The following is a 23,108-nucleotide window of genomic DNA, read 5'->3' as shown; positions in this document are numbered from 1 at the left end:
AAAATGTGAAGTGAATTGAATATCAGACACTTTTTTACCCTTTTTTATTCACATATGTACATTTTTCAGAACTGTTATTTTGATTAGAATGATGGTGAGGTAACAAACAACATTTGTGGATGGGGGCATTTATATGTTAAAACGATTAACCTCTCTTGCAGTTAGCCTAGTACTTATAATGGGTGTGCTTGCTGCTTGTGGAAGTGACAACAAGAACAATGGGAACTCCGCAACAAACGGTACAGATACTGGCGAAAAGCAAGTCACGATCAATATGTTTACCGCATCACCAGAATATACAGAGGCATTTAATGCATATATCAAAGAATACGCAAAGGTTAAACCTAATGTGAAAATTAACCTTGAAATTATGCAAGCGGATTATAATACAGTATTAAAATCAAAAATATCTTCAGGTAATGTTCCAGATGTATTCCAAACAACTGCTGGTGGCGATATTGATACATTTGCTGAATATAGTGCTGATCTAACGGAAGAGCCACTTGCGGCAGCGATGACGGAAAGCATTCGTACAAGTATGACTTCTACAGATGGACGGGTACTAGGTCTTCCTGTCAAGGGCAATCTAATGAATATGATCGTCAATATGGATCTACTTGAAGAAGCTGGAATCACAGCTATTCCAACGACAACAGCTGAACTTGATGATGCTATCACGAAGCTTGAAGCAAAAGGTATTACCCCGTTTGCTAATGCTTACAAAGAGTGGTGGGTATGGAAACATGAATTCCAACACTTTGTTAACGCAGCTGCTGAAGATGCGAACATAACATCACAAGAACTAGTAAATCAATTTATTGCTGGTACAACAACATTCCAAGATCACCCAGTGCTTTATACTAACTTCTTCAACTTTGTTGATACAACGGTAGAGCATGGAACATCTAAGCCACTTGAACGTGATTCAAACGCTCAAGTTAGTGACTTTGCAACTGGTCAAGGCGCATTTATGACTGGTAAGGGTGCATGGGACGAAGAAGCAATTAAGAAAATCACTCCAGATATCAACCTACAAATTGCTGGTTATCCAGTAAGTGATAAGTCTGAACAAGCAACGATTGCAACTGGAGCTGATCAAGCGCTTCGTATTTCTAAAGATTCACCAGTACTAGAAGAGACAATTGAATTCTTTAACTGGTTATATACATCTGACTACGGTAAAAACTGGTTCTCAGCTGTAGCCAAAGTAATTCCTCCTATTCAAGATGCTCCACTTCCTGATCTTGATATGCCGAAACAAATGGAAGAAATCTTGAAAACAGCTAAATCTGGTGAACTATCTGTTAACTATTCACTTGATACATTCCATCAAAAATTCGGTGAAATTATGCAAGCTTATATTGGTGGCAGCAAAACAAAAGACAAAGCTGTAGAAGAGATTCAACAAGCATGGATTCAATTTGGTTCTTCTAAGTAGCAGGTTAACAAACATAGTAACATTGTAGGTACGCGTGTATCAAATACGTATACTTGCGTTTCCTCTTTCTACAAGTAGCGCTCCATCTTCTTGATTCTAAAAATAAGCTTTTTGAACTTGCATATATAGCAATGACTCAACGCTCATGTGTTGAGTCATTGTTATATAGATAGACGTCATAGCTAAGTGTAATAGAATAGATGAATGATATGAACAATTAGGAGGTACACACTATGAATCAGCTTTCACAACGCATTTCTATTGAAGAGAATGGACTATATTTGGAATTTGATATCGCAGTAGATGGTGATGTAACGTTAATACATTTTGGAACAAGACCACTTCAAGAGCATATCATTCGAGCACAAACTATTTCGGGATATAGAATGTTAGAGTTCCAATTATCTGGGGAAGATCGAGCGGAATATCATGGACGTTCTCATCGGGCTTCTTATCCAGGTTTGCGACTGAAATACCAATCACATCTAGACAAACGGAATGATGAAGGACGCTTGCTAATCATTAAATTGTTAGATCATCAAACAAATGTAATTGTGGAGCAACATTATCAGATGTACGAAGGTTTACAAACAGTTCGTTGTTGGAATGTTGTTCGTAATGAAGGTTCGCTTCCTATTGACATTGAATATATATCTTCTTTTGTATTAACAGGTTTTGGTAAGGAAGGCCAACGTGATCGTAATGATAAGTTGGAACTATTTATTGCACATAGTGGATGGCAAAGCGAGATTCAATGGCGGCAATATAGTTTACCGGAGCTCGGTTTAGTACACCTAGCAGATCGTGGGTCTAAGCGCCTTGCATTTAGCAATACGGGATCTTGGTCAAGCGCCGAAGTGATTCCAATGGCTGTACTAGAAGATCATGAGAATGAGTGTAGTTTATATTGGCAAATCGAGCACAATGGATCATGGCATTGGGAAATGACCGATCAAGTAGATCAATTATCACTATTAATAAGCGGTCCAACGGAACATGATAATCACTGGTGGGAACAATTAGATCCAGGTGAAAGCTTTACTTCTGTTCCCGTTGCAGTTGGTGTTGTAGATGGTGGATTTGAGCAAAGTGTTGCAGAGCTCACACAATATCGTCGTCGTATTCGCCGCGTTAATGATGATAATGAATTGCTTCGAATTATATTCAATGATTATATGAACTGTTTGTGGGGTTCTCCAACAACAGAGAAACTATTACCACTTATTGATGCAGCTGCTGAAGTAGGTTGTGAATATTTCTGTATCGACGCTGGGTGGTATGCTCCAGGCGAATGGTGGGATGGTGTTGGGCAGTGGTTACCTTCTGAGGAACGTTTCCCTGAAGGTATCAAATATGTGCTAGATTATATTCGTAGCAAGGGATTAATTCCAGGTCTGTGGCTAGAGCTAGAAGTAATGGGGATTAATAGTCCCAAATTAGTAGACACGAATGATGATTGGTTCTTTATGCGTCACGGAAAACGTGTAAAAGATCGTAGTCGCTATCAATTAGATTTCCGTCACTCAGAAGTAATTGCTCATGCCAACGAGGTTATTACAAGATTAGTTGAAGAGTATGGTGTAGGCTATATCAAAATGGATTACAATATTAATGCTGGTATTGGTACGGAGACGAGAACAGATAGTGTTGGAGCAGGCTTGTTAGAGCATAATCGTGCTTATTTGCAATGGTTAGATGATACTTTCGCGAAATACCCTGAATTAGTCATTGAGAATTGTTCATCTGGCGGCATGCGAATGGATTACTCGATGCTAAGTCGCTACAGTATTCAATCAACGAGTGATCAAGAGGATTATGTGAATTATGCAACAATTGCAGCAGGTGCCCCAGCAGTATTGACACCAGAGCAAGCAGCGGTATGGTCATATCCGCTTCGTGAAGGTGATGATGAGGAAGTAATATTCAACATGATCAATGCGTTATTGCTACGTGTTCATCAAAGTGGTCATCTTGCGGAATTAAGTAAGCCTCGTCTAGCGCTAGTGAAAGAAGCTTTGGATTACTATAAAGGAATTCGTTCTAAGATTAAGCAAGCGACACCATTCTGGCCTCTAGGACTTCCTAATCAACATTCTGAGTGGATAAGTCTAGGATTAAAGGCTGATGATCGCCGATATATTGCCATTTGGCGAGTAGCGGGAGAAGGGGATAGTATAACGATTCCTTTAGCAGGGAGAGTCAATGACTCAGAACCTAAGGTGCGTATTGCTTATCCTCAGCAACATCAGAGCGATCTAAGTTGGGACGAGCAGTCTCAACTATTAACAGTTACTTTGCCACAAGGGAAAGTAGCACGCTTACTTGAAATTTCTTGTTAATAATATCGTTGTAAATTAACTATAAAAACCAAATGATTTGACCCTTTCTAGTAAAACGAAAATGTAATACTTGTCTAAAGCAAGGTATCGTAATTACTCTAAATGTAGACTGATCTGAATAATTCTATCTAATAGTTTAATAGGAAAGCATTGTAATATAAAAACTACAGTGCATTCCTATTTTTTTGTTATGAATAAAAGAAAATTATCTCTGTACGTTATCTGAAGTAAATCAAGTTAACGAGTCTAAGGTAGAGGATTTTATCAACTCTCAAATACTCTAAATATGACATCAACGGTATTATATTTTTTGTCTTCTTCCTTTCTTTTCAATCGGCGAAGCGGGAAATGATTATGTTACTGAGAATCTCATTTCAATAAGTAAAATCTGTTTTTATATTATGTTAATTTAAGTAACCCATGAAATCAGTAGTTCCATGGGTTACAATACAAAAAATTATTATAATAAATATATAAGTGTGTTTAATTGTATTTTCTAATAATTTTTACATGCTTATTTTCAGTATAAGAATAGAAGCGTTAGCATTAATTTGAGATCCACCTGCTAGAGTCTGTAGTGTAACGGCTGATGCACTAGAATGATTAACTAAAGTTAACTCATCACCTGAGACTGCAGTAATAATGACCATACCGGAATTAGGTTGAGTACCGGCACCAGATCCATAGACACTCCCACCAATAGGAGCACTATTCTGATAGAGGGTAAATTGATTAGGTTCTACTCCCGCTATAATGAAGAATACCGCATAATCTCCAGAGGCGCCCAAAATAATTTGTGAAGTACCAGGAGTGTGAAATATATTTGTAAGATTTTCATTACTATCAAATGTTATAGCTGTTTCTACTGCTACAACCTGAGCACTAGTATTGAAAATGTAACTGTATGCTGATAATCCCTGACCAGTGGCTCCAGTAGCTCCAGTTGTGCCAGTGTCGCCGGTAGCCCCAGTAGCCCCAGTAGCCCCAGTGGCCCCAGTGGCCCCAGTGGCCCCAGTGGCCCCAGTAGCTCCAGTTGTGCCAGTGTCGCCGGTAGTCCCAGTATCGCCAGTAGCTCCAGTATCGCCAGTGGCCCCAGTAGCCCCAGTAGCCCCAGTAGCCCCAGTTGTGCCAGTAGCCCCGGTATCCCCAGTATCCCCAGTAACTCCGGTAGCTCCAGTAGCTCCAGTAGCCCCAGTTGTTCCAGTGGCTCCAGTAACTCCAGTGTCGCCAGTGGCCCCAGTAGCTCCAGTATCGCCGGTAGCCCCAGTTGTTCCAGTGGCTCCAGTAACTCCAGTGTCGCCAGTAGCCCCAGTAGCTCCGGTAGCTCCAGTAGCTCCAGTGGCCCCAGTAGCTCCAGTAGCTCCAGTAGCTCCAGTTGTTCCAGTGTCGCCAGTGGCCCCAGTAGCTCCAGTTGTACCAGTGTCGCCGGTAGCTCCAGTAGCCCCAGTTGTTCCAGTGGCTCCAGTGTCACCGGTAGCTCCAGTGTCGCCAGTAACGCCAGTTGTTCCAGTAACGCCGGTAGCCCCAGTTGTTCCAGTGGCTCCAGTAACTCCAGTAACTCCAGTGTCGCCGGTAGCCCCAGTAGCTCCGGTGGCTCCAGTATCGCCAGTAGCTCCAGTTGTGCCAGTGTCGCCAGTAACTCCAGTGGCCCCAGTAGCTCCAGTAGCCCCAGTTGTTCCAGTGTCGCCGGTAGCTCCAGTAGCCCCAGTTGTTCCAGTATCGCCGGTAGCCCCAGTTGTTCCAGTGGCTCCAGTAACTCCAGTGTCGCCAGTAGCCCCAGTAGCTCCGGTAGCTCCAGTATCGCCAGTGGCCCCAGTAGCCCCAGTAGCTCCAGTATCGCCGGTAGCCCCAGTTGTACCAGTAGCCCCGATATCCCCAGTAACTCCGGTAGCTCCAGTAGCCCCAGTTGTTCCAGTGGCTCCAGTAACTCCAGTTGTTCCAGTGGCTCCAGTAACTCCAGTGTCGCCAGTGGCCCCAGTAGCTCCAGTATCACCGGTAGCCCCAGTAACACCAGTAGCTCCAGTTGTGCCAGTATCACCGGTAGCCCCAGAAGCTCCAGTAACTCCAGTGTCGCCAGTGGCCCCAGAAGCTCCAGTAGCTCCAGTAGCCCCAGTTGTTCCAGTGTCGCCAGTGGCTCCAGTAACGCCAGTAGCTCCAGTTGTTCCAGTGTCGCCAGTAACTCCAGTGTCACCGGTAGCTCCAGTAACGCCAGTAGCTCCAGTGTCGCCAGTGGCCCCAGAAGCTCCAGTAGCGCCAGTGTCGCCAGTAGCTCCGGTATCGCCAGTAGCCCCAGTTGTTCCAGTGTCGCCAGTAACTCCAGTGTCACCGGTAGCTCCAGTAACGCCAGTAGCTCCAGTATCACCGGTAGCCCCAGAAGCCCCAGTTGTTCCAGTGTCGCCAGTGGCCCCAGTATTGCCGGTAGCTCCAGTAGCCCCAGTTGTTCCAGTGTCGCCAGTGGCCCCAGTATTGCCGGTAGCTCCAGTAGCCCCAGTTGTTCCAGTGTCGCCAGTGGCCCCAGTATTGCCGGTAGCTCCAGTAGCCCCAGTTGTTCCAGTGTCGCCAGTGGCCCCAGTATTGCCGGTAGCTCCAGTAGCCCCAGTTGTTCCAGTGTCGCCAGTGGCTCCAGTGTCACCGGTAGCTCCAGTAACGCCAGAAGCTCCAGTTGTTCCAGTGTCACCGGTAGCTCCAGTAACGCCAATAGCTCCAGTTGTTCCAGTGTCGCCAGTGGTCCCAGTAGCTCCAGAAGCTCCAGTAGCCCCAGTTGTTCCAGTGTCGCCAGTAGCTCCGGTAGCTCCAGAAGCTCCAGTTGTTCCAGTAGCCCCAGTAGCCCCGGTAGCTCCAGTGGCCCCAGTATCGCCAGTAGCCCCAGTGTCGCCAGTGACCCCAGTAGCTCCAGTAGCTCCAGTGTCGCCAGTAGCTCCAGTGTCGCCAGTAGCTCCAGTATCGCCAGTAGCTCCAGTATCGCCAGTAGCCCCAGTAGCCCCAGTTGTTCCAGTATCGCCGGTAGCTCCAGTAGCTCCAGTGTCGCCAGTAGCTCCAGTAGCTCCAGTATCGCCAGTAGCCCCAGTTGTTCCAGTGTCGCCAGTATCGCCGGTAGCTCCAGTAGCCCCAGTTGTTCCAGTGTCACCGGTAGCTCCAGTAACGCCAGTTGTTCCAGTATCGCCAGTAGCTCCAGTGTCGCCAGTGGCCCCAGTAGCTCCAGTAGCTCCAGTGTCGCCAGTGACCCCAGTAGCTCCAGTCTCGCCAGTGGCCCCAGTATCGCCGGTAGCTCCAGTAGCCCCAGTTGTTCCAGTGTCGCCAGTGACCCCAGTGGCTCCAGTGTCACCGGTAGCTCCAGTAACGCCAGTAGCTCCAGTTGTTCCAGTAGCCCCAGTAGCTCCAGTAGCCCCGGTATCCCCAGTATCGCCGGTAGCTCCAGTAGCCCCAGTTGTTCCAGTGTCGCCAGTAACTCCAGTGTCACCGGTAGCTCCAGTAACGCCAGTAGCTCCAGTGTCGCCAGTAGCTCCGGTAGCTCCAGTAGCTCCAGTAACGCCAGTAGCTCCAGTGTCGCCAGTGTCGCCAGTAGCTCCGGTAGCTCCAGAAGCTCCAGTATCGCCAGTAGCCCCAGTTATTCCAGTGTCGCCAGTAACGCCGGTAGCTCCAGTGTTGCCAGTAGCCCCAGTGTTGCCGGTAGCTCCAGTAATGCCAGTAGCCCCAGTAGATCCAGTAGATCCAGTAACGCCAGTTGTTCCAGTAATGCCGGTAGCTCCAGTTGTGCCAGAGTCGCCAGTAATGCCGGTAGCTCCAGTAATGCCGGTAGCCCCAATTGTTCCAGTGTTGCCGGTAGCTCCGGCTGTTCCAGTAACGCCAGTAGCTCCAGTCCGTCCGCGATATCCTCTGGGACCTCTAGGACCTCTAGGACCTCGTAGAATACAAATTTTTTTCAGTTTTTTTATTTCGCAATTTTTATTTATTCTCCTGTATGTCAAGATAGCACCTCCTATAGTTGTATATACTACTCACTTTATAGTTGTCTTGAGAGGGCAGTCTATTATTTGTTAGTAATAAAAGTGCTTTGCTGAGGTTGAATAATTTGAGATGTACGAAGTTTGTTACACTTATGAGAATCTGATGTAAAGTTATTCGAAGTTATCTTTCTATTCGGTGGCATGGAGTCTCATATGCGAGTTACTTATCCTCAGTAACTTCAGATTGGGCTTAGTAGGGATGAGAATTCACAACAGATATCAGTGACATTACCATAAAAAATAGATACTACTAGTATTTTTATAATCATTTGCTCAATTCAATCTCCTTATGTATAGTGTAAATAATAGAAGAAACTGCAGAGTTTATACAATTGTATTACTATAAGCTATGAAAAGTTGGAGGAAGTCAATATGTTAAAACGTAGTAAGATTGGTTCTATTGCCTCAAGAGTGAAAGGTAATGCGCTACATCTGGAACAAATATTTCCAGCATCTCCTGACCTTGTCTATAACGCATTTACTGATAAAGACATACTGTCACAATGGTGGGGACCGAATGGTTGGGGATTAACCTTCTGTGAGGTGGACCTACAACCAGGTGGAGCTTGGCATTTCTGTATGACGTGTCAGGATGAAAGCAAGGATTATTTCGGTCAACAATCATGGGGGAAAGCGATCTATGTTGAGATCGATGCACCTAATAAACTTGTATATCGAGATTGTTTCTCAGATGCAGAAGGTAATATTGATCCTAATATGCCAGAGACATTAGTTACACTTACGTTCGAACAACAAGCCAAATATACTAAAGTTCGTAGTACTGCAGAGTTTCCTACAAAAGAGGATTTAGATCAAGTTATGCAGATGGGACTTGTTGTTGGTATCACTGAAACATGGAGTAAGCTTGATCGTTACTTGAAGAGGTAGTACTTAAAGGACAATAACTAGGTCACTACTAATAAGGATAGAAGGTTAGATATACGTTTGTATAACTAATCTTCTATCCTTATTGCTTATCAAAGAGGAAAATGTTGTCTATGAGGTGTTACGTTCACACATCCAGATTGAAGCAGCGAGAATGAACGTAGCGTTAATCCCGTCCTCTCCGAAGAACAGCGAATAGTGCTCGCAGCGTTACTATCGTAAGCTTTGAAGCGGTTAAATGATAATAGGTTACAAACTATTACATTTATAGTAAAATGTAATATAATAAGCAAAATTGAATGCGATTACATTTGTATTTTAATTAACAACAATGTATATTATTAATATAATCGTTATTGATAAGGTGGTATTTAATGAAAATAGATATTTCACAACATTCATTGCCTGTATATGAGGCTCTAGCAAGTAACGTACGAATTGAAATGATTCGACACCTTGCTGTGAAGTCCATGAATATTAAAGAACTAGCAGATGCGATGCATCTAAGTAGTGCAATTATGACGATGCATGTTAAAAAACTTGAGCGAGCAGGTATTATTAAATCATCAATGCAACCGGGTAAAGGCGGAGCGAAAAAAGTATGTACGCTTGTTACGGACTCTATCGAGATCATTTTCCCGCCTAAGATTGAAAGTGTTTTCCGTGATTGTCATGTAACGGAAGTATCGGTTGGTCATTATACAGACTTTGAAGTGACTCCAACTTGTGGTTTGGCAACAAGCGTTAAAGTATTAGGTATGTTTGATGAGCCTCGCGCTTTTCTTGAACCTGAAAGGGTAAATGCCAAAATATTATGGTTCGGTCAAGGGTTTGTTGAATACCGTTTGGCTAATTATTTGAATAAGAATGAAAATCCTCTTGAGTTAGAAATCTCAATGGAAATTTCATCGGAAGCACCATTTGCCAATGAAAACTGGCCGTCAGATATTACATTTACGTTGAACGGTGTAGATATTGGGAAATGGACAAGTCCTGGTGACTTTGGTGGTGACAAGCAACGTGGTCGCTACACACCTGACTGGTGGTGGGATGAAATTAATCAGTACGGATTACTAAAAATGTTGAAGATTAACGAGGAAGGTACCTTTATCGATGGTAATCAAATTTCTGACGTTAAATTATCAAGTCTTGATCTTGATCTAAAACAGTGGAAGTTCCGAATTTCTGTATTAGAAGATGCGGAAAATGTAGGGGGAGTTACTCTATTCGGAAGCGGCTTCGGTAACTATAACCAGGACTTAGTATTCAAACTTTATTATGATCGTCGTCTGACTGAAGCAGAAATAGCTGAAGCAACGAAAAAGCAGTAAACGAAGGATAGCGAATCTAATAAATTTAATAAACTTATAGATTTATATTAGAAAATAGAAGTACACAAAAAACGCATCTTTTCCACTTTAATAGTGGCGAAGGATGCGTTTTTTGTGTAGGGTACCATTATTTAATAATGAACACTTTAATTAAAGTGCGATATTGGCTTCTTTAACTGGAAGAATAGATTGCTGAACTGGTCTACCTAGATCTGGGAAACCAGACGGTGTCCAGGTTATAGGCTGAACACAAGCATGTCGATTTGGATCATACAGTGGATCTCCGACAATTTCCTTGTAATTACGTGCATGATATACGATTAAATCAGTAACTCCATCTTCTGCTACGGTGAAACTATTATGTCCTGGTCCGAAGATAGATAATTTCTCATACGTACCAAAGATAGGAGCTGGTGACTTATTCCATGAGCGTGGATCAAGTAAATTACTATCCTCATCTGCCCAAAGTAATCCCATACAATAATGATGATCTGTTGCACTAGCAGAATAAGTCATAAAGATTTTACCATTACGCTTCAATATAGCAGCACCTTCGTTAACAAGGTAGCCGATTTTTTCCCATTCATATTCAGGAATTGAAATACGAACTTGATTAGATGAAAGCGTCCAAGGATTGATCATTGGTGCTATATATAGATTAGAGTTACCTGGAATTTTAGCATCTTTTTGAGCCCATACATAGTAACGTTGTCCACGGTGTTCAAAGGAAGTAGCATCTAATGCAAACGATTCCCAATTCGTTGTCACTTGTCCCTTTTCGACCCAAGTACCTTCTAGTGGGTTACTTGCTTCACATTCTAATGCGAACATACGATGGTCAAATAATCCTTCATTTGTTTCGGCAGTGCGTGCTGCAGCAAAGTAAATATACCATTTGTTATCAATGTAATGAATTTCAGGGGCCCAAATATTCGCGCTCATGGGACCTGTTTCATATTTACGCCAGCAAACGAAAGGTTCTGCATCAGCAAGACCATTTATAGTTTTTGAACGACGTAACTCAATGCAATCATAGCTAGGAACTGATCCGGTAAAATAATAATAGCCGTCTGAATGTTTATAAATCCATGGATCAGCACGTTGGGGAATAATAGGATTTACATACTCAGTTTTAGAAATGTTAGTCATACAGTCCTCCTTACTATAAAGTTAATATAAATATTAAGTATTCATAATAATATTAATATCACATAAACTGATCCCTTTGTCTAGTGGGATTTACAAATTGACCAAAAATAAGCGTCTGATTATGGTGAAAAGTTCTATTTTTATAGGAAAACTATTGAAATGAATATGTGTCTAAGGTAAACTAATTCGCATATAGGTTAATTAGTTAGCTTATATATTAATAACTTAATTATAAACTATGGCGGGTGAATATGATGAGCAATTCTATTAACAATGAAAAATTACTTGTTCAATACAAATGTGAAACATCTCAAAAAGTTGGTTATGACAGTTCTATATATAAGAATCATGCAATCGCTTACGGTGAAAAAGTATTACCTCAGCATGTAACGATTGAAGATAGAGAAGCTGTTATACTCGCAGGCGGTAAGCACGGTAGTAGCTATCTGCAATTACCATCTACGTTATTATCATCGGTTAATGACTACACGGGACTTACTGTAACAAGTTGGATTTATCTAATGCCAGGACAAAGTGTGTGGGAAAGATTATTCGACTTCGGTACAGGAGCTCAAGGTCCATATCTGTTCCTAACTCGTAATTTACGTGGTGTTTGCTTTGCTGGTCATGATATCGCGGTTGATCCGAATAAATCATTGGCTACAGGGGAGTGGATTCATATAGCAATGACCATCTCCGGAACAGAAGGCGCTACCGCAAGTAATGCTGGCCCTATACTTTACGTTAACGGGGAATTGGTTGCCGATGGTTCAATAAGTCAAACAGCTAGTGGCACGTATTTGAAATATAGAGAATGGATCTCTTCTTTTGATCGTGCAGATACTTACAGCAATAACTATATTGGACATTCACAATTTGATGCAGATGCTAATTTCCATGGCGCATTTACGGATTTCCGTGTATATAGCACTGTATTATCACATGCTGAAATTGTTGATATGATGTGTGAATCGTTAAGTGATCAACAGCTTGTTGATATTGCTGCAGAGCAAGACTTGGCATTAAGTAGCCTTATCATTACACAATCTATAGCATTGCCTACTTCTATACTTAATGGGCAAGTTACTTTGGAATGGACATCTTCTAATCCCAATGTGTTGCAACATAACGGAGAAGTGAATACACATTTATCCCAAGCTTATGGTGTAACATTGACTGCCAAATTAATTCGTGGACAATCATCGATTGAGAAGACATTCGAACTATCTGTGCTACCAACTTCTACGATTCCATATGAAATTATCGTTGATACTGCAAGTAAAGGCGTTGAGGTAAGTCCAGTTATGTATGGTCTATTCTATGAAGATATTAATAATGCAGCAGATGGCGGGATATATGCAGAACTTATTCTTAATCGCTCATTTGAATCGTTTACTTTCGATAGCTTCTCTCATGTATGTGGGGAAAATGCACATTCTACAGGTAGAAAACGCACACCACTTGACGGTTGGTATGGTGATCTTGATCTCGTAGCCGTTGAGCAAAGTGGTGGTCTTAATGAGCATTTTGGTATTACAAATGCAGATGTGAATAATACGTACGTAACGGTAGCTCCTGAAGCAACATTATTCAATCGTGGGTTCAATGATAGTAATCATCATTGTGCGATGTCATTCCGTAGCGGAGAAAGCTATACTTTCTCCATCTGGGCTAAAGCGGAAGCTACCTGCTCAATAAAGGTGCAACTATTAGATGATAAAGCTCAACCAATAAGTGAGGTATTAAGTATTGCAGTAGTTGGAGACGGTCAATGGCATAAATACGGGGGAGTACCTCATTTTGAACTTGAAGCTAACAAAACGATACTCGGACAAATATCATTACAAGTTGATCAAACCGTTTCTATCGATATGATTTCTTTATTCCCGCAAAATGTGTGGGGTTCTACAAGTGAAGTAGGTTCATCTACTGCACAATTAAATTATAAAGGTAATTCTAACTATCGACTTCGTAAAGATATGGTCGTAGCGCTGCAAAATATGAAGCCAAGTTTCTTGCGATTCCCTGGCGGATGTATTTCTGAAGGATCTCATGTATGGGATAACGTCTATGATTGGAAACATTCTGTAGGTGATGTTGAGACTCGGAAAGAGAATTTTAATGTTTGGGGATATATGATGACTTTAGGTTTAGGTTATATGGAATATTTCCAATTAGCCGAAGACTTGAATGCGACTCCACTACCAGTTATGGCGTGTGGTGTACTTTGTCAAGCTCGTTCCGATTATGCTAATCCTGCTGGTGGAGCTTTGCGAGATTATTATATTAAGAATTTTACAGATCTCATTGATTTTGCGATTAATGAAGACTTTGAACATAATGAATGGGCGCAAATGCGCAAAGCTATGGGTCATCCAACTCCTTTTGATCTTCGTTATCTAGGTGTAGGTAACGAGAACTGGGGTACTGAATTCTTTGCTAACTTTGAGAAATTTAAAGTAGCGATTGATCAATATATGAAAGACAATTATCCAGCACATCCGCTGACAATTATTTCTACAGTAGGTGCACAAGCAGATGATGATGCGTATCAACAAGGTTGGAAATTTTTAAGTGGTGCTTATGAAGGGTCAGAGGTTATCGCATTTACTGATGGGTGTTGCAGTTCGGAAGAACATATTACATGGTATGAGCATCAAGATCATTATATGGATACGATTGTAGATGAACACTATTATCGTTCTAACGATTATCTGCTTCGCAATGCTGATCGCTACAATTACTATTATCGTGCGATTGATGCTAATGGACAGCCAGATGAAGTGAAGACGTCAAAAGTGTTCGTTGGTGAATATGCATCTAATGATAAGAACACATTAGCGGGTGCGATTGCAGAAGCAGCTGTAATGACAGGATTCGAGAATAATGCTGATGTTGTTAGACTTGCAGCTTACGCACCGCTATTTAATAAAGTGTTAACTGATGGAACATATCGCTGGACGCCGGATTGCATTTGGTTCGATGACGAAAGTATTTGGTTCACGCCTAATTATTATGTACAACAAATGTTTGCAAGTTACCTTGGAACGCAAGTCTTGTCTAGTCAATATCATACGTATCGTAATGGTCAATCTGTTCAACTTGCACCACAAGGTGGAATTCAGTTATCAACGGTAGGGGCGACATTGCTATTGAAGCATGTAGCGGTAATTTGCAATGAAAGCAACAACGCATTGTTCGAACAAAATTTCGCTCAACCTTTAGATGGTAAATGGCAATGGTTATCTGATGATGCACAGGGACAATGGACAGAAGGCGAAGGATTGCTATTGACGCCGTCTGGAAATGGAAGAACAGGTATCTACTTAGATGAACCAAGCTGGAGCAATTATCGTGTTAAAGTCATCGCGGAAAAAGTAAATGGAAATGACGGAATATATGTAGGAGTGGGCTTAACTAATGCCAATACGTCTACTGTAAATGTACTTGAATATGTGATCGGAGAGCATGATTGCTCTACAGGATTGAAAGTGTTTAAGCAGGGCGTTGAAGCTTATACGCTTGGAGATTTCTCTTCTAGTACAATGGTTGGTAATATGCGTGCGGCATATAGCGAACAAATGTTGGATGGACATGCTTATCATATTAGTGTGAATTACGGTGGTAGCAATGGTAAAGAATTAAGTTGTACACATTCGATATCATCTAATGAGCGGGATCATCAAATAAATCCAGAAATTACTACATTACGATACAAGTTAGAAGCTTATAATAATGAGATTTTCTATTCTATTACGCGTGATGAAAAAGCTATCTATATGAAACTAGTAAATTCAGATGCTATGGCTAAGCCGCTTCAAATAGGATTTGGTAAAGCTACACTAAAAGAAGAATATCGTTGTATACGACTGACCGGAGATGCTAGTCTTCTTCATACACCGAATGTAAATAAGAAGGCAGCTGAACTTATTACTCCATTAGAACAAACATTAGTTATGCAAGACGGTCAAGCAATATTAGAACTCCCAGCTAATTCAGTACAAGTTCTAATATTGGAGTTGATGTAATGCAAGCTAGTCGTCATATTTTGGTTATTATTCTACTTCTTACAGTATTAGCAGGATGTAGTTCAACACCACAGGAGACGGATTACTCCTATTCAACGAGTAATCCGAACTCACTTTACTATAGTAATCCGATTGTATTAGAACGAGCAGATCCTTGGATATATGAGCATAGTGATGGCTATTACTACATGATCGCTTCTGTACCAGAATATGATCGATTAGAAGTACGTCGTGCCTCATCAATTACTAGTCTAGCCTATGCAGAACCTAAGGTAGTCTGGGAAAAGAATGAAAGTGGCATTATGAGTAAAAACATATGGGCACCGGAAATGTATCACATTGATGGGAAATGGTACATCTATTTCTCTGCTGCTAGAGAAGGAAGTGACTTTGACCATCGCATGTATGTACTAGAGAATAGTTCAGCTAACCCACTTGAAGGTGAGTGGGAATTGAAAGGTCAAATTCGAACAGGTTATGAAGTGTTCCAGATTGATGCTTCATTATTCGAACATCAAGGAACTTGGTATATGATGTGGTCAGGTGCAGGAGCCAAAGGTAATTCTTTGTATATGGCACCTCTTGAGAATCCATGGACGATTGCAGAAAGTCGAATTATGCTAACTGAGCCAGAATATGATTGGGAAATTATTGCTGGTGCCCGTGTGACGGAAGGACCAGAAGTCATTAAGCATGGTGATCGCATATTTATTACTTATTCGGCGAGTTTCTGTGATGCAAACTATAATATGGGTGCTCTTAGCGCTAATGTAGATAGTGATCTGATGGACCCTGCTTCTTGGGAGAAATCTCTAGAACCTATCTTCATGTCAAATGCAGATGCTAATGCATATGGACCAGGACATGGTTCGTTTGTCGAGTCACCTGATGGGGCTGAGCTTATTCATGTCTATCATGGTGTAGATGGAGTAGGTAAAGGTTATGGATGTGATCAAGCTAGAAATGTAAGGATTCAACCTTATCAATATGATGATCAAGGTCAACCTCAGTTAGGAGAACCAGTATCGAGAGGTTATACGATACCGTCGCCTTCGGGTGAAGCTAGATTTGAACTTGAACATTACTGGGAAGGGACAGCTCAAGCAATAATGATCAATGAACATGCATCAAATGGTCATACGTTGCAGTGGCAAAAACGTGGACAAGAAGTAACGGTTAATGAAATCATTGCTCCTGCTACGGGGATCTACACATTAACTGTTGCCTACATTAATAATGGAGATATAACGAAGCAAAAGATACTAGTTAATGGTCAATCTTACGCTATCGATCTATCAAAATCTAAAGAATTAAGTAAGGTTAGCATTGTCGTCCCATTACAAGGTGGAGTCAATACTGTTGTATTGCCGTTTAGTCAAAAACAAGTGGAGCTTGATTATATAGAACTGGCATATGTAGACTTAGCTGCTAGTGATGGTCAATTGTTACAAGGGATGGCACTTAGTCGTGCGTCATTACTTGATGACATAGCTGTAACTGCTAATAACACGGAATATTCTTATGAGGTACCTGTAGAAGCGGGGCGTTATACAGTAGCTATTGCTTACAAAAATGCTAATGATAAACAAATTTTGAAGCTAGAAACGATAAATTCTAGTACAATAGTTAATATATTGCATAATGATGTTAATAAATGGCAATACGCATCGGCCGATATTGATCTCGAAACGAATGAGCAGATTAAGCTTTATGTTAATGGTTCCGCTGAAATTTCCTATATTCGACTGTTAACGACACTACCAGAGGGCGAAGAGTTATCATTCCGTAATCGTCAAACTGGCAATATGCTACAGCCTAATAATGGTTCTAAGAAGCTAGCAGAAGGATATCGTCAATATATTGAGACCAAAACCGCTGCACAAGGGTGGACGTTGGAGTATGCCGAGGATGGTAGTTACTATATTAGAAATTCAATAAGTGGTTATTATATGACGGCTACATCAGACGGTGTTGTTCAACTAGAATTGCAGCATTTACCTGAACAACGTTGGAATTTCTTATATTCAGAAGAAGGTAGTTATCTATTAAAAAATGTGGAGACAGATGTATCTCCAATAGCTATTTCGGCTGATCCAAACAAGTATGAGAATCTATCATTTGACCAAATTAACGGTGAAGATTGGCAAGTTTGGCTAGTGGAAAGTTTCCAATAAAAAAAATATTAAAAGTTTATCGTTTATGTATTGACTAATCATTAATAAATAAGTAATCTATTAACATAGACATAAACGATAAACGCTAGTAAGGTGATAACGCTTCCTTTTCAGCCTGTAAATATGCAAAATTTCTTTTTTTGTAGCAAGTGTAAGCGATTGCATGGTTTGTGCAATATGAATACCGTTACAAAATGAAAAAGGCAGAAATAGTTGTGAAATGTCGAATATCGTTAATGCTTATATTAATCAGACAACATCAGGGGTCACACATCAAAAGCTTCTTCAAAAAAAGAACTTATAGGAGGTTAAAGAATGAAATTCGCAAAGTTTAGCAAAATGATGTTTGTACTACTTGCACTAATATTAGTGTTGTCAGCTTGCTCCGGTGGCAATGGCGGAAGTAACAACGGCAATACTACTCCTGTAACAAACAATGAAGGTAATACGAATGAAGGCACTACTCCTGAGGGCGGCGAAACTGCTCCTGTAGTAGAAGATTTCGGTAAAGATGTAACTGGTGAAGTAACAATGTGGGTATTTAACGAAAATATTTTCGAAGAAGTAGCAACAGCATTTATGGCTGAGTATCCAAATATTAAAGTAACTCCTGTGTTTGTACCTTTCGAGGATCTACACAATAATTTACAAACGGCTTTAGCGAGTGGTACTGGGGCTCCAGATATCGCTGAAGTAGAAGTTGGTAACTTTACTCGCTATGCAACAGGTGGCGTACTTGAAAATCTACTAGCTGAACCATATAACGCTGGTAAATATAAAGAGTTTGTACCTGCATATAACTGGGAGCGTTGGATGAGCCCAGATGGTACTGAATTACTAGGTATGCCTTGGGATTCAACTCCAGGTGTATGGTACTATCGTGCTGATATTATGGAAGAACTTGGGTACCCAAATGATCCAACTGAACTTGGTGAATACATCAAGGATCCAGAAAACTTCCTTGCACTTACAAAAGCGGCAACAGCAAATGGGAAGTTCCTATTTGAATGGCGTGACGGCCCTATCCACTGGGCTGGCGATGAAATCGGATATTTCGATGATAACTTAACTTGGATTCGTGATAACGATAAGTTAGTTAGCATTCTTGATTATACAAAACGTGGTAACCAAATGAACTGGGCTCCACATCTTCCTTATGGAACTGATGAAGGTAAACCTCTAGTACAATCTGGTCAGTTAATCGGTTTGGCACTTGGTTCTTGGGGTGCACGTGACCTTGAAACAAACTTCCCTGAACTATCTGGTAAGTGGAGAGCAACTAACTTACCATTCGGTATTAACTACCCAATCGGTGGTTCAAGCTTCGTAATTCCTTCTCAATCAGAAAACAAAGAAGCAGCATGGGTATACCTACAATGGGCAATGCGTTCTGAAAATGCTTGGAAAATTTGGACGAAACATTCCATCCAACCTGGTTATTCAGATATTGCACAAAAAGATTGGTATGCTAGCCATACTAGTGAATTCCTTGGTGGTCAAGAAGATTTCAAATTCTATGAGCAACTAGCTTCAGAAACTCCAACAAAACGTCTTAACCCGCTTGATGGAGCAGGTTGGGGTATCTGGGTACCTCGTATTCTTGATGCACTAGATAATAACGTTGACTCTCGTACAACATTGCAACTTGCTAAGGAAGATGCAGAATCAATCCTTGCTGAAGATATTGCTAAGTTGAAAACAGAGCTAGGAAAATAATGACTGAATAGTAATGTAATCCGAATCAAGTCGCCCCGACTTGATTCGGGCTATTTAACCGAGAAAAGATACGTGATTATGATTGGGGGGACACCGCTTGGTAAGATTTCTGAGAAAATACACAGGAACTATATTGATATTAGTTGTTTTGACGTTAGTTGCATTGTGGTGGGCTAACAATAGAAGTTTTGATCAAAATGTTATGGACGATGTAACACGCCATGCGGATATAAATGAAGATACATTGTTAGAAGATGAAAACTCATCTAATTTGTTAGAGCAATCCTATTATAAATACTATTATAGCTACGTTGGTCAAGGATTCTCAGATGTATCAGATCTACATATTACAATTCCTTCTACTGATTACAGTTCCATTAGTGCAGAAGGAACCAGCATTGAACAGAATTTAGATGGTCAATTTGGAAGTGTTGTTGCCCTGCAAGATGAAAAGAGCTGGGTAGAGTATGAAGTATCTATACCGTCTGATGGTTTCTATCAGATTGGGATGGATTATTATGCACTTGAAGGTAAACGTTCAGGTTTAGTAAGAAGTATTCAAGTAGATGGAGGATATCCATTCTATCAAGCAAAACAAGTGGAATTCCAACGTATGTGGCAGGAGTATGGAGATCCATGGTATGACAACCAAGATAATGAGTACAATCCGAAGCGTGAAGAGGTATTCGGATGGCAGTATCGTGATTTCATCGATGCTGAAGCAAAGGTAGCAGAAGGCTTCCGTTTCTTCCTAAGCAAAGGTACACATACGATTCGGATTGAAGCAATCCGTGAGCCTGGTGCCATTGGGCAGTTACATATTTATGCACCCAAAACAGTGCCTAACTATGCAGAGGTATCTGAAACTTATGCTAACAATGGCTATAAAGAAACGACAGGGATTAACTTGAAGTTCCAAGCCGAATTATCGACGCTAAGATCAGATCCAACTTTAAAACGAATAGAAGACCGTGAGCCTGATACGGAACCATTTAGTAGTAGCTCGAAAGTCCTTAACAGTTTTGGAGGATTGAGCTGGCGTGATGGTGGTCAATGGGCAGAATGGGAAATTGAAGTTCCTGAGAGCGGTTTATACAATATAGGAGCACGCTTTGGACAATGGTTCCTTAACGGATTTCCAGTACAACGTAAAGTTTATATTAATGGTGAATTACCATTCAAAGAGATGAATTCGGTTCCTTTCCCATATAAACAAGAATGGCAAATTAGTAATTTAAGTCAATCGAATGAAGAAGACTATTTATTCTATCTTGAAAAGGGAACAAACACCATTCGTATGGAAGTTCAAGTGGGCGATCTTGGTGAAGTACTTGAGCTTGTAAGTGATACTTCTCAGAAGATGTCATTACTTACTCGCGAAGTCATTCGAGTAACAGGTACTAACCCCGATCCGAATGCGGATTGGAAGCTCGAGCGAAATATTCCGAACATTATTGAACGTCTAGAGACAATGGCTTGGAATATTGAGGATGCCATTACACTATTAACTTTATTCGGCGTAGAAGAAGGTAGCTCGGAGTTAAGTACTTTATATGAAGCAAGAGGCGTACTAGTAGATATGTCCAAAGATACACGTTCAATTCCTGCTAGACTATTACAGTTCCGTGAATTGCAATCTGCTCTTGGACTTTGGGTTAATAATCTAAGTAAACAGAGCTTATTGCTAGACTACCTTATCGTGAAATCACCAGATCAAGAGTGGCCTCGCCCTGCTGCACCAATTATAGTACGTGTTGGAACTAGTATTAGTGATCTAGCACTTACGTTCACTAATAACTATGGTGGTGTTGGTACAGTTTATGACAAGGATGAGGAAGTATTAGATGTATGGATCGCTCGTGGTCGTGATTGGGCTGATATTATCAAACAGATGATTGATGAAGATTTCACACCTGAAAGTGGCATTAAGATCAATGTGAATGTTATTCCAGCAAACCAAATGCAGCTATTAATGTTAGCTAATACATCTGGTCTTGCACCAGACGTTGCGCTTGGTGTTGAGGGAGAAGTTCCAATTGACTTTGCGGTTCGTAATGCATTAGTTGATCTTGGTTCCTTCGACGATTATGAGGAAGTTGCAGCCCGGTTCAGACCTGGTGCTCTAATTCCTTATAAATACGATGGTGGTAACTTCGCTTTACCTGAAAATCAAAATTTCTTTATGCTGTTCTATCGTAAAGATATTATGGCAGAGCTTGGTTATTCAGAAGATGAAATGCCAGAAACTTGGGATGATGTGATGGAACTTATTCCTATCCTTCAACAGAACGGTATGGATTTCTTCTATCCACATGCTATTAATGATACGAAACAAGCTATTAATGAATTCGCTCCATTCTTATTCCAAAATGGTGGAGATTTCTATGTTGAGAGTGGCAGTAAGTCTGCATTAGATTCACCTGAAGCATTGAAGGCAATGAAGATGTGGACTGGTCTTTTCACAAACTACAAAATTGAGAAGCAAGCCGATTTCTATAACCGCTTCCGTTCAGGTGAAATGCCGATTGGAGTAGCAGATTACTCCACATATATTCTATTGTCTACAGCTGCTCCTGAGTTAACAGGTTGGTGGGGAATGAAGCCAATGCCTGGTATCAAGCAGGAAAATGGTGAAATTAATCGATCTACAGGTGGTCTTGCACAAACGGGAATTATCTTCAAGAGTTCTGACCGTCAAGCAGAAGCTTGGGAGTTCTTGAAATGGTGGACGAGTGCAGATGCACAAGAACGATTTGGTTCTGAGCTTGAAGCATTACTTGGTGTTGAAGCACGTTGGAATACAGCTAACGTCGAAGCTTTGCAACGATTGCCATGGCAAGCCCAAGATATTGAAGCGATTCTTGAACAGTGGGAGTGGTTCCGTGAACGTGAAGTTGTTCTAGGCGGATACTATACAACACGTTACATCGCTAATATGTGGAATGAAATTGTACTTAGTGGACGCATCGTTCGTGAATCCGTTGAAGATGGTGTGAAAGAAATTGATAAAGAGCTATCTAAGAAGCGTGAAGAATTTGGACTTGATCTAGCTAGCGAAGGAGGAACAACAGAATGATAACTGAAAAGACAACAACACATAGTAGCACAATCGCTGTTAGTTCTGAATCCCGCTTTAAGAAAAAGCTTCAGCTATTCTGGGGAGATGTGAAACGTAGTAAAGTATCTCTACTGTTCATGACACCGTTTCTACTATTATTCACGATGTTTATCGTTGTACCTATTATTATTTCGGTAGCTTTGAGCTTCTCATACTACAATATATTAGAATCGCCGAAATTTATTGGTTTCTCCAATTATAAACTACTGTTTGTTGAGGATGATATCTTCATGCAAGCAGTAGGAATAACGTTGAAATTTGCAGTAATAACCGGGCCAATTGGTTACATCATGGCGTTTCTACTCGCTTGGCTTATAAGTCAGATTCCGACGAAATACCGCTTTTTCTATACCTTATGTTTCTATGCTCCATCTATTGCGAGTGGTACAGCTATGTCCGTTGTATGGCTTTACCTTTTTGCAGGGGATCGCAAAGGATTACTGAATAACTGGTTAATTAATCTAGGCATTTTCGATGAACCGTTTCTGTTTCTACAAGATGTAAGGTCGATTGTACCTGTCATTATCATCGTGTCACTTTGGATGAGTATGGGAGTAGGTTTCTTAGCCTTTCTTGCTGGTTTGCAAAACGTACCTAAGGATCTTTATGAAGCAGGCGGTATCGATGGTATTCGAAATCGTTGGCAGCAATTATGGTATATTACGATACCATCTGTAAAACCACAATTATTGTTCGGTGCGGTAATGCAAGTTGTTGCTTCTCTCCAAGTATTTGACGTAAGTATACAGTTGGTAGGTTTACCGAGCCCATTGTATGCAGGGCATACTATTCTTACACATTTATTCGACTACGCATTTATTAGGTTCGAGATGGGTTACGCATCAGCTATCGCGGTTGTTTTATTCCTATTAATGATGGGACTGAACAGACTTATCTTCAACATACTAGGGAGGGATTAATGA

The 23,108-nt window shown here is 41.1% G+C and carries 11 protein-coding genes; 9 read left to right on the top strand and 2 right to left on the bottom strand.

The window, feature by feature from the left end:
- The first annotated feature begins 133 nt into the window (after nt 1–133).
- A complete protein-coding gene (locus tag NV377_RS07320) occupies nt 134–1,438 on the top strand; it encodes an ABC transporter substrate-binding protein (protein ID WP_258200546.1) in 1,305 nt (434 codons plus the stop codon).
- 233 nt (nt 1,439–1,671) lie between these two features.
- Nucleotides 1,672–3,777, top strand: a complete 2,106-nt coding sequence (locus tag NV377_RS07315) for a glycoside hydrolase family 36 protein (protein ID WP_258200545.1) — start codon at nt 1,672–1,674, stop codon at nt 3,775–3,777.
- Between the two features lie 506 nt (nt 3,778–4,283).
- Here the strand turns inward: NV377_RS07315 and NV377_RS07310 are convergent.
- Nucleotides 4,284–7,745, bottom strand: a complete 3,462-nt coding sequence (locus tag NV377_RS07310) for a collagen-like domain-containing protein (RefSeq protein ID WP_308860095.1) — start codon at nt 7,743–7,745, stop codon at nt 4,284–4,286.
- 411 nt (nt 7,746–8,156) lie between these two features.
- Here NV377_RS07310 and NV377_RS07305 point away from each other — a divergent pair, with 411 nt between their 5' ends.
- Together NV377_RS07305 and NV377_RS07300 are read left to right on the top strand one after the other, a co-directional pair.
- Nucleotides 8,157–8,672 carry an SRPBCC family protein gene (locus NV377_RS07305; protein ID WP_258200544.1) on the top strand — a complete coding sequence of 172 codons (516 nt, stop codon included), beginning with the start codon at nt 8,157–8,159 and terminating at the stop codon, nt 8,670–8,672.
- A 371-nt stretch (nt 8,673–9,043) separates the two neighbouring features.
- Nucleotides 9,044–10,000, top strand: coding sequence for an ArsR/SmtB family transcription factor (locus NV377_RS07300; protein WP_258200543.1), 957 nt, complete (start codon nt 9,044–9,046; stop codon nt 9,998–10,000).
- A gap of 150 nt (nt 10,001–10,150) precedes the next feature.
- Here NV377_RS07300 and NV377_RS07295 read toward each other — a convergent pair whose 3' ends face one another.
- Nucleotides 10,151–11,149, bottom strand: coding sequence for a glycoside hydrolase family 43 protein (locus NV377_RS07295; RefSeq protein WP_258200542.1), 999 nt, complete (start codon nt 11,147–11,149; stop codon nt 10,151–10,153).
- Nucleotides 11,150–11,400: 251 nt separating this feature from the next.
- Here NV377_RS07295 and NV377_RS07290 point away from each other — a divergent pair, with 251 nt between their 5' ends.
- The 5 genes from NV377_RS07290 to NV377_RS07270 all read left to right on the top strand — a co-directional run bounded on the left by NV377_RS07290 (nt 11,401) and on the right by NV377_RS07270 (nt 23,105).
- Entirely contained in the window at nt 11,401–15,177 is a 3,777-nt protein-coding gene (locus NV377_RS07290; protein WP_258200541.1) for an alpha-L-arabinofuranosidase family protein, read from the top strand.
- On the top strand, nt 15,177–17,351 hold the full coding sequence (locus NV377_RS07285) for a family 43 glycosylhydrolase (protein WP_258200540.1): 2,175 nt from the start codon (nt 15,177–15,179) through the stop codon (nt 17,349–17,351). The genes NV377_RS07290 and NV377_RS07285 overlap by 1 nt, the downstream gene beginning before the upstream one ends.
- Before the next feature lie 315 nt (nt 17,352–17,666).
- Complete coding sequence (locus NV377_RS07280; RefSeq protein WP_258200539.1) at nt 17,667–19,067, top strand: ABC transporter substrate-binding protein; 1,401 nt, start codon at nt 17,667–17,669, stop codon at nt 19,065–19,067.
- Between the two features lie 97 nt (nt 19,068–19,164).
- The gene (locus NV377_RS07275) at nt 19,165–22,143 is read left to right on the top strand and encodes an extracellular solute-binding protein (protein WP_258200538.1); all 2,979 of its coding nucleotides are present in this window, start codon (nt 19,165–19,167) and stop codon (nt 22,141–22,143) included.
- On the top strand, nt 22,140–23,105 hold the full coding sequence (locus NV377_RS07270) for a carbohydrate ABC transporter permease (RefSeq protein WP_258200537.1): 966 nt from the start codon (nt 22,140–22,142) through the stop codon (nt 23,103–23,105). Before NV377_RS07275 ends, NV377_RS07270 begins: the two co-directional genes overlap by 4 nt.
- The last annotated feature ends 3 nt before the right edge of the window (nt 23,106–23,108 follow it).

Source organism: Paenibacillus endoradicis, assembly GCF_024721975.1.
This window is presented reverse-complemented; position numbering and strand designations above follow the sequence as displayed.

Bases quoted from the DNA above. Each gene is read 5' to 3' on its own strand.
- NV377_RS07320 (WP_258200546.1), top strand. From the start codon at position 134: ATGTTAAAACGATTAACCTCTCTTGCAGTTAGCCTAGTACTTATAATG.
- NV377_RS07315 (WP_258200545.1), top strand. From the start codon at position 1,672: ATGAATCAGCTTTCACAACGCATTTCTATTGAAGAGAATGGACTATAT.
- NV377_RS07305 (WP_258200544.1), top strand. From the start codon at position 8,157: ATGTTAAAACGTAGTAAGATTGGTTCTATTGCCTCAAGAGTGAAAGGT.
- NV377_RS07300 (WP_258200543.1), top strand. From the start codon at position 9,044: ATGAAAATAGATATTTCACAACATTCATTGCCTGTATATGAGGCTCTA.
- NV377_RS07295 (WP_258200542.1), bottom strand. From the start codon at position 11,149: ATGACTAACATTTCTAAAACTGAGTATGTAAATCCTATTATTCCCCAA.
- NV377_RS07290 (WP_258200541.1), top strand. From the start codon at position 11,401: ATGATGAGCAATTCTATTAACAATGAAAAATTACTTGTTCAATACAAA.
- NV377_RS07285 (WP_258200540.1), top strand. From the start codon at position 15,177: ATGCAAGCTAGTCGTCATATTTTGGTTATTATTCTACTTCTTACAGTA.
- NV377_RS07280 (WP_258200539.1), top strand. From the start codon at position 17,667: ATGAAATTCGCAAAGTTTAGCAAAATGATGTTTGTACTACTTGCACTA.
- NV377_RS07270 (WP_258200537.1), top strand. From the start codon at position 22,140: ATGATAACTGAAAAGACAACAACACATAGTAGCACAATCGCTGTTAGT.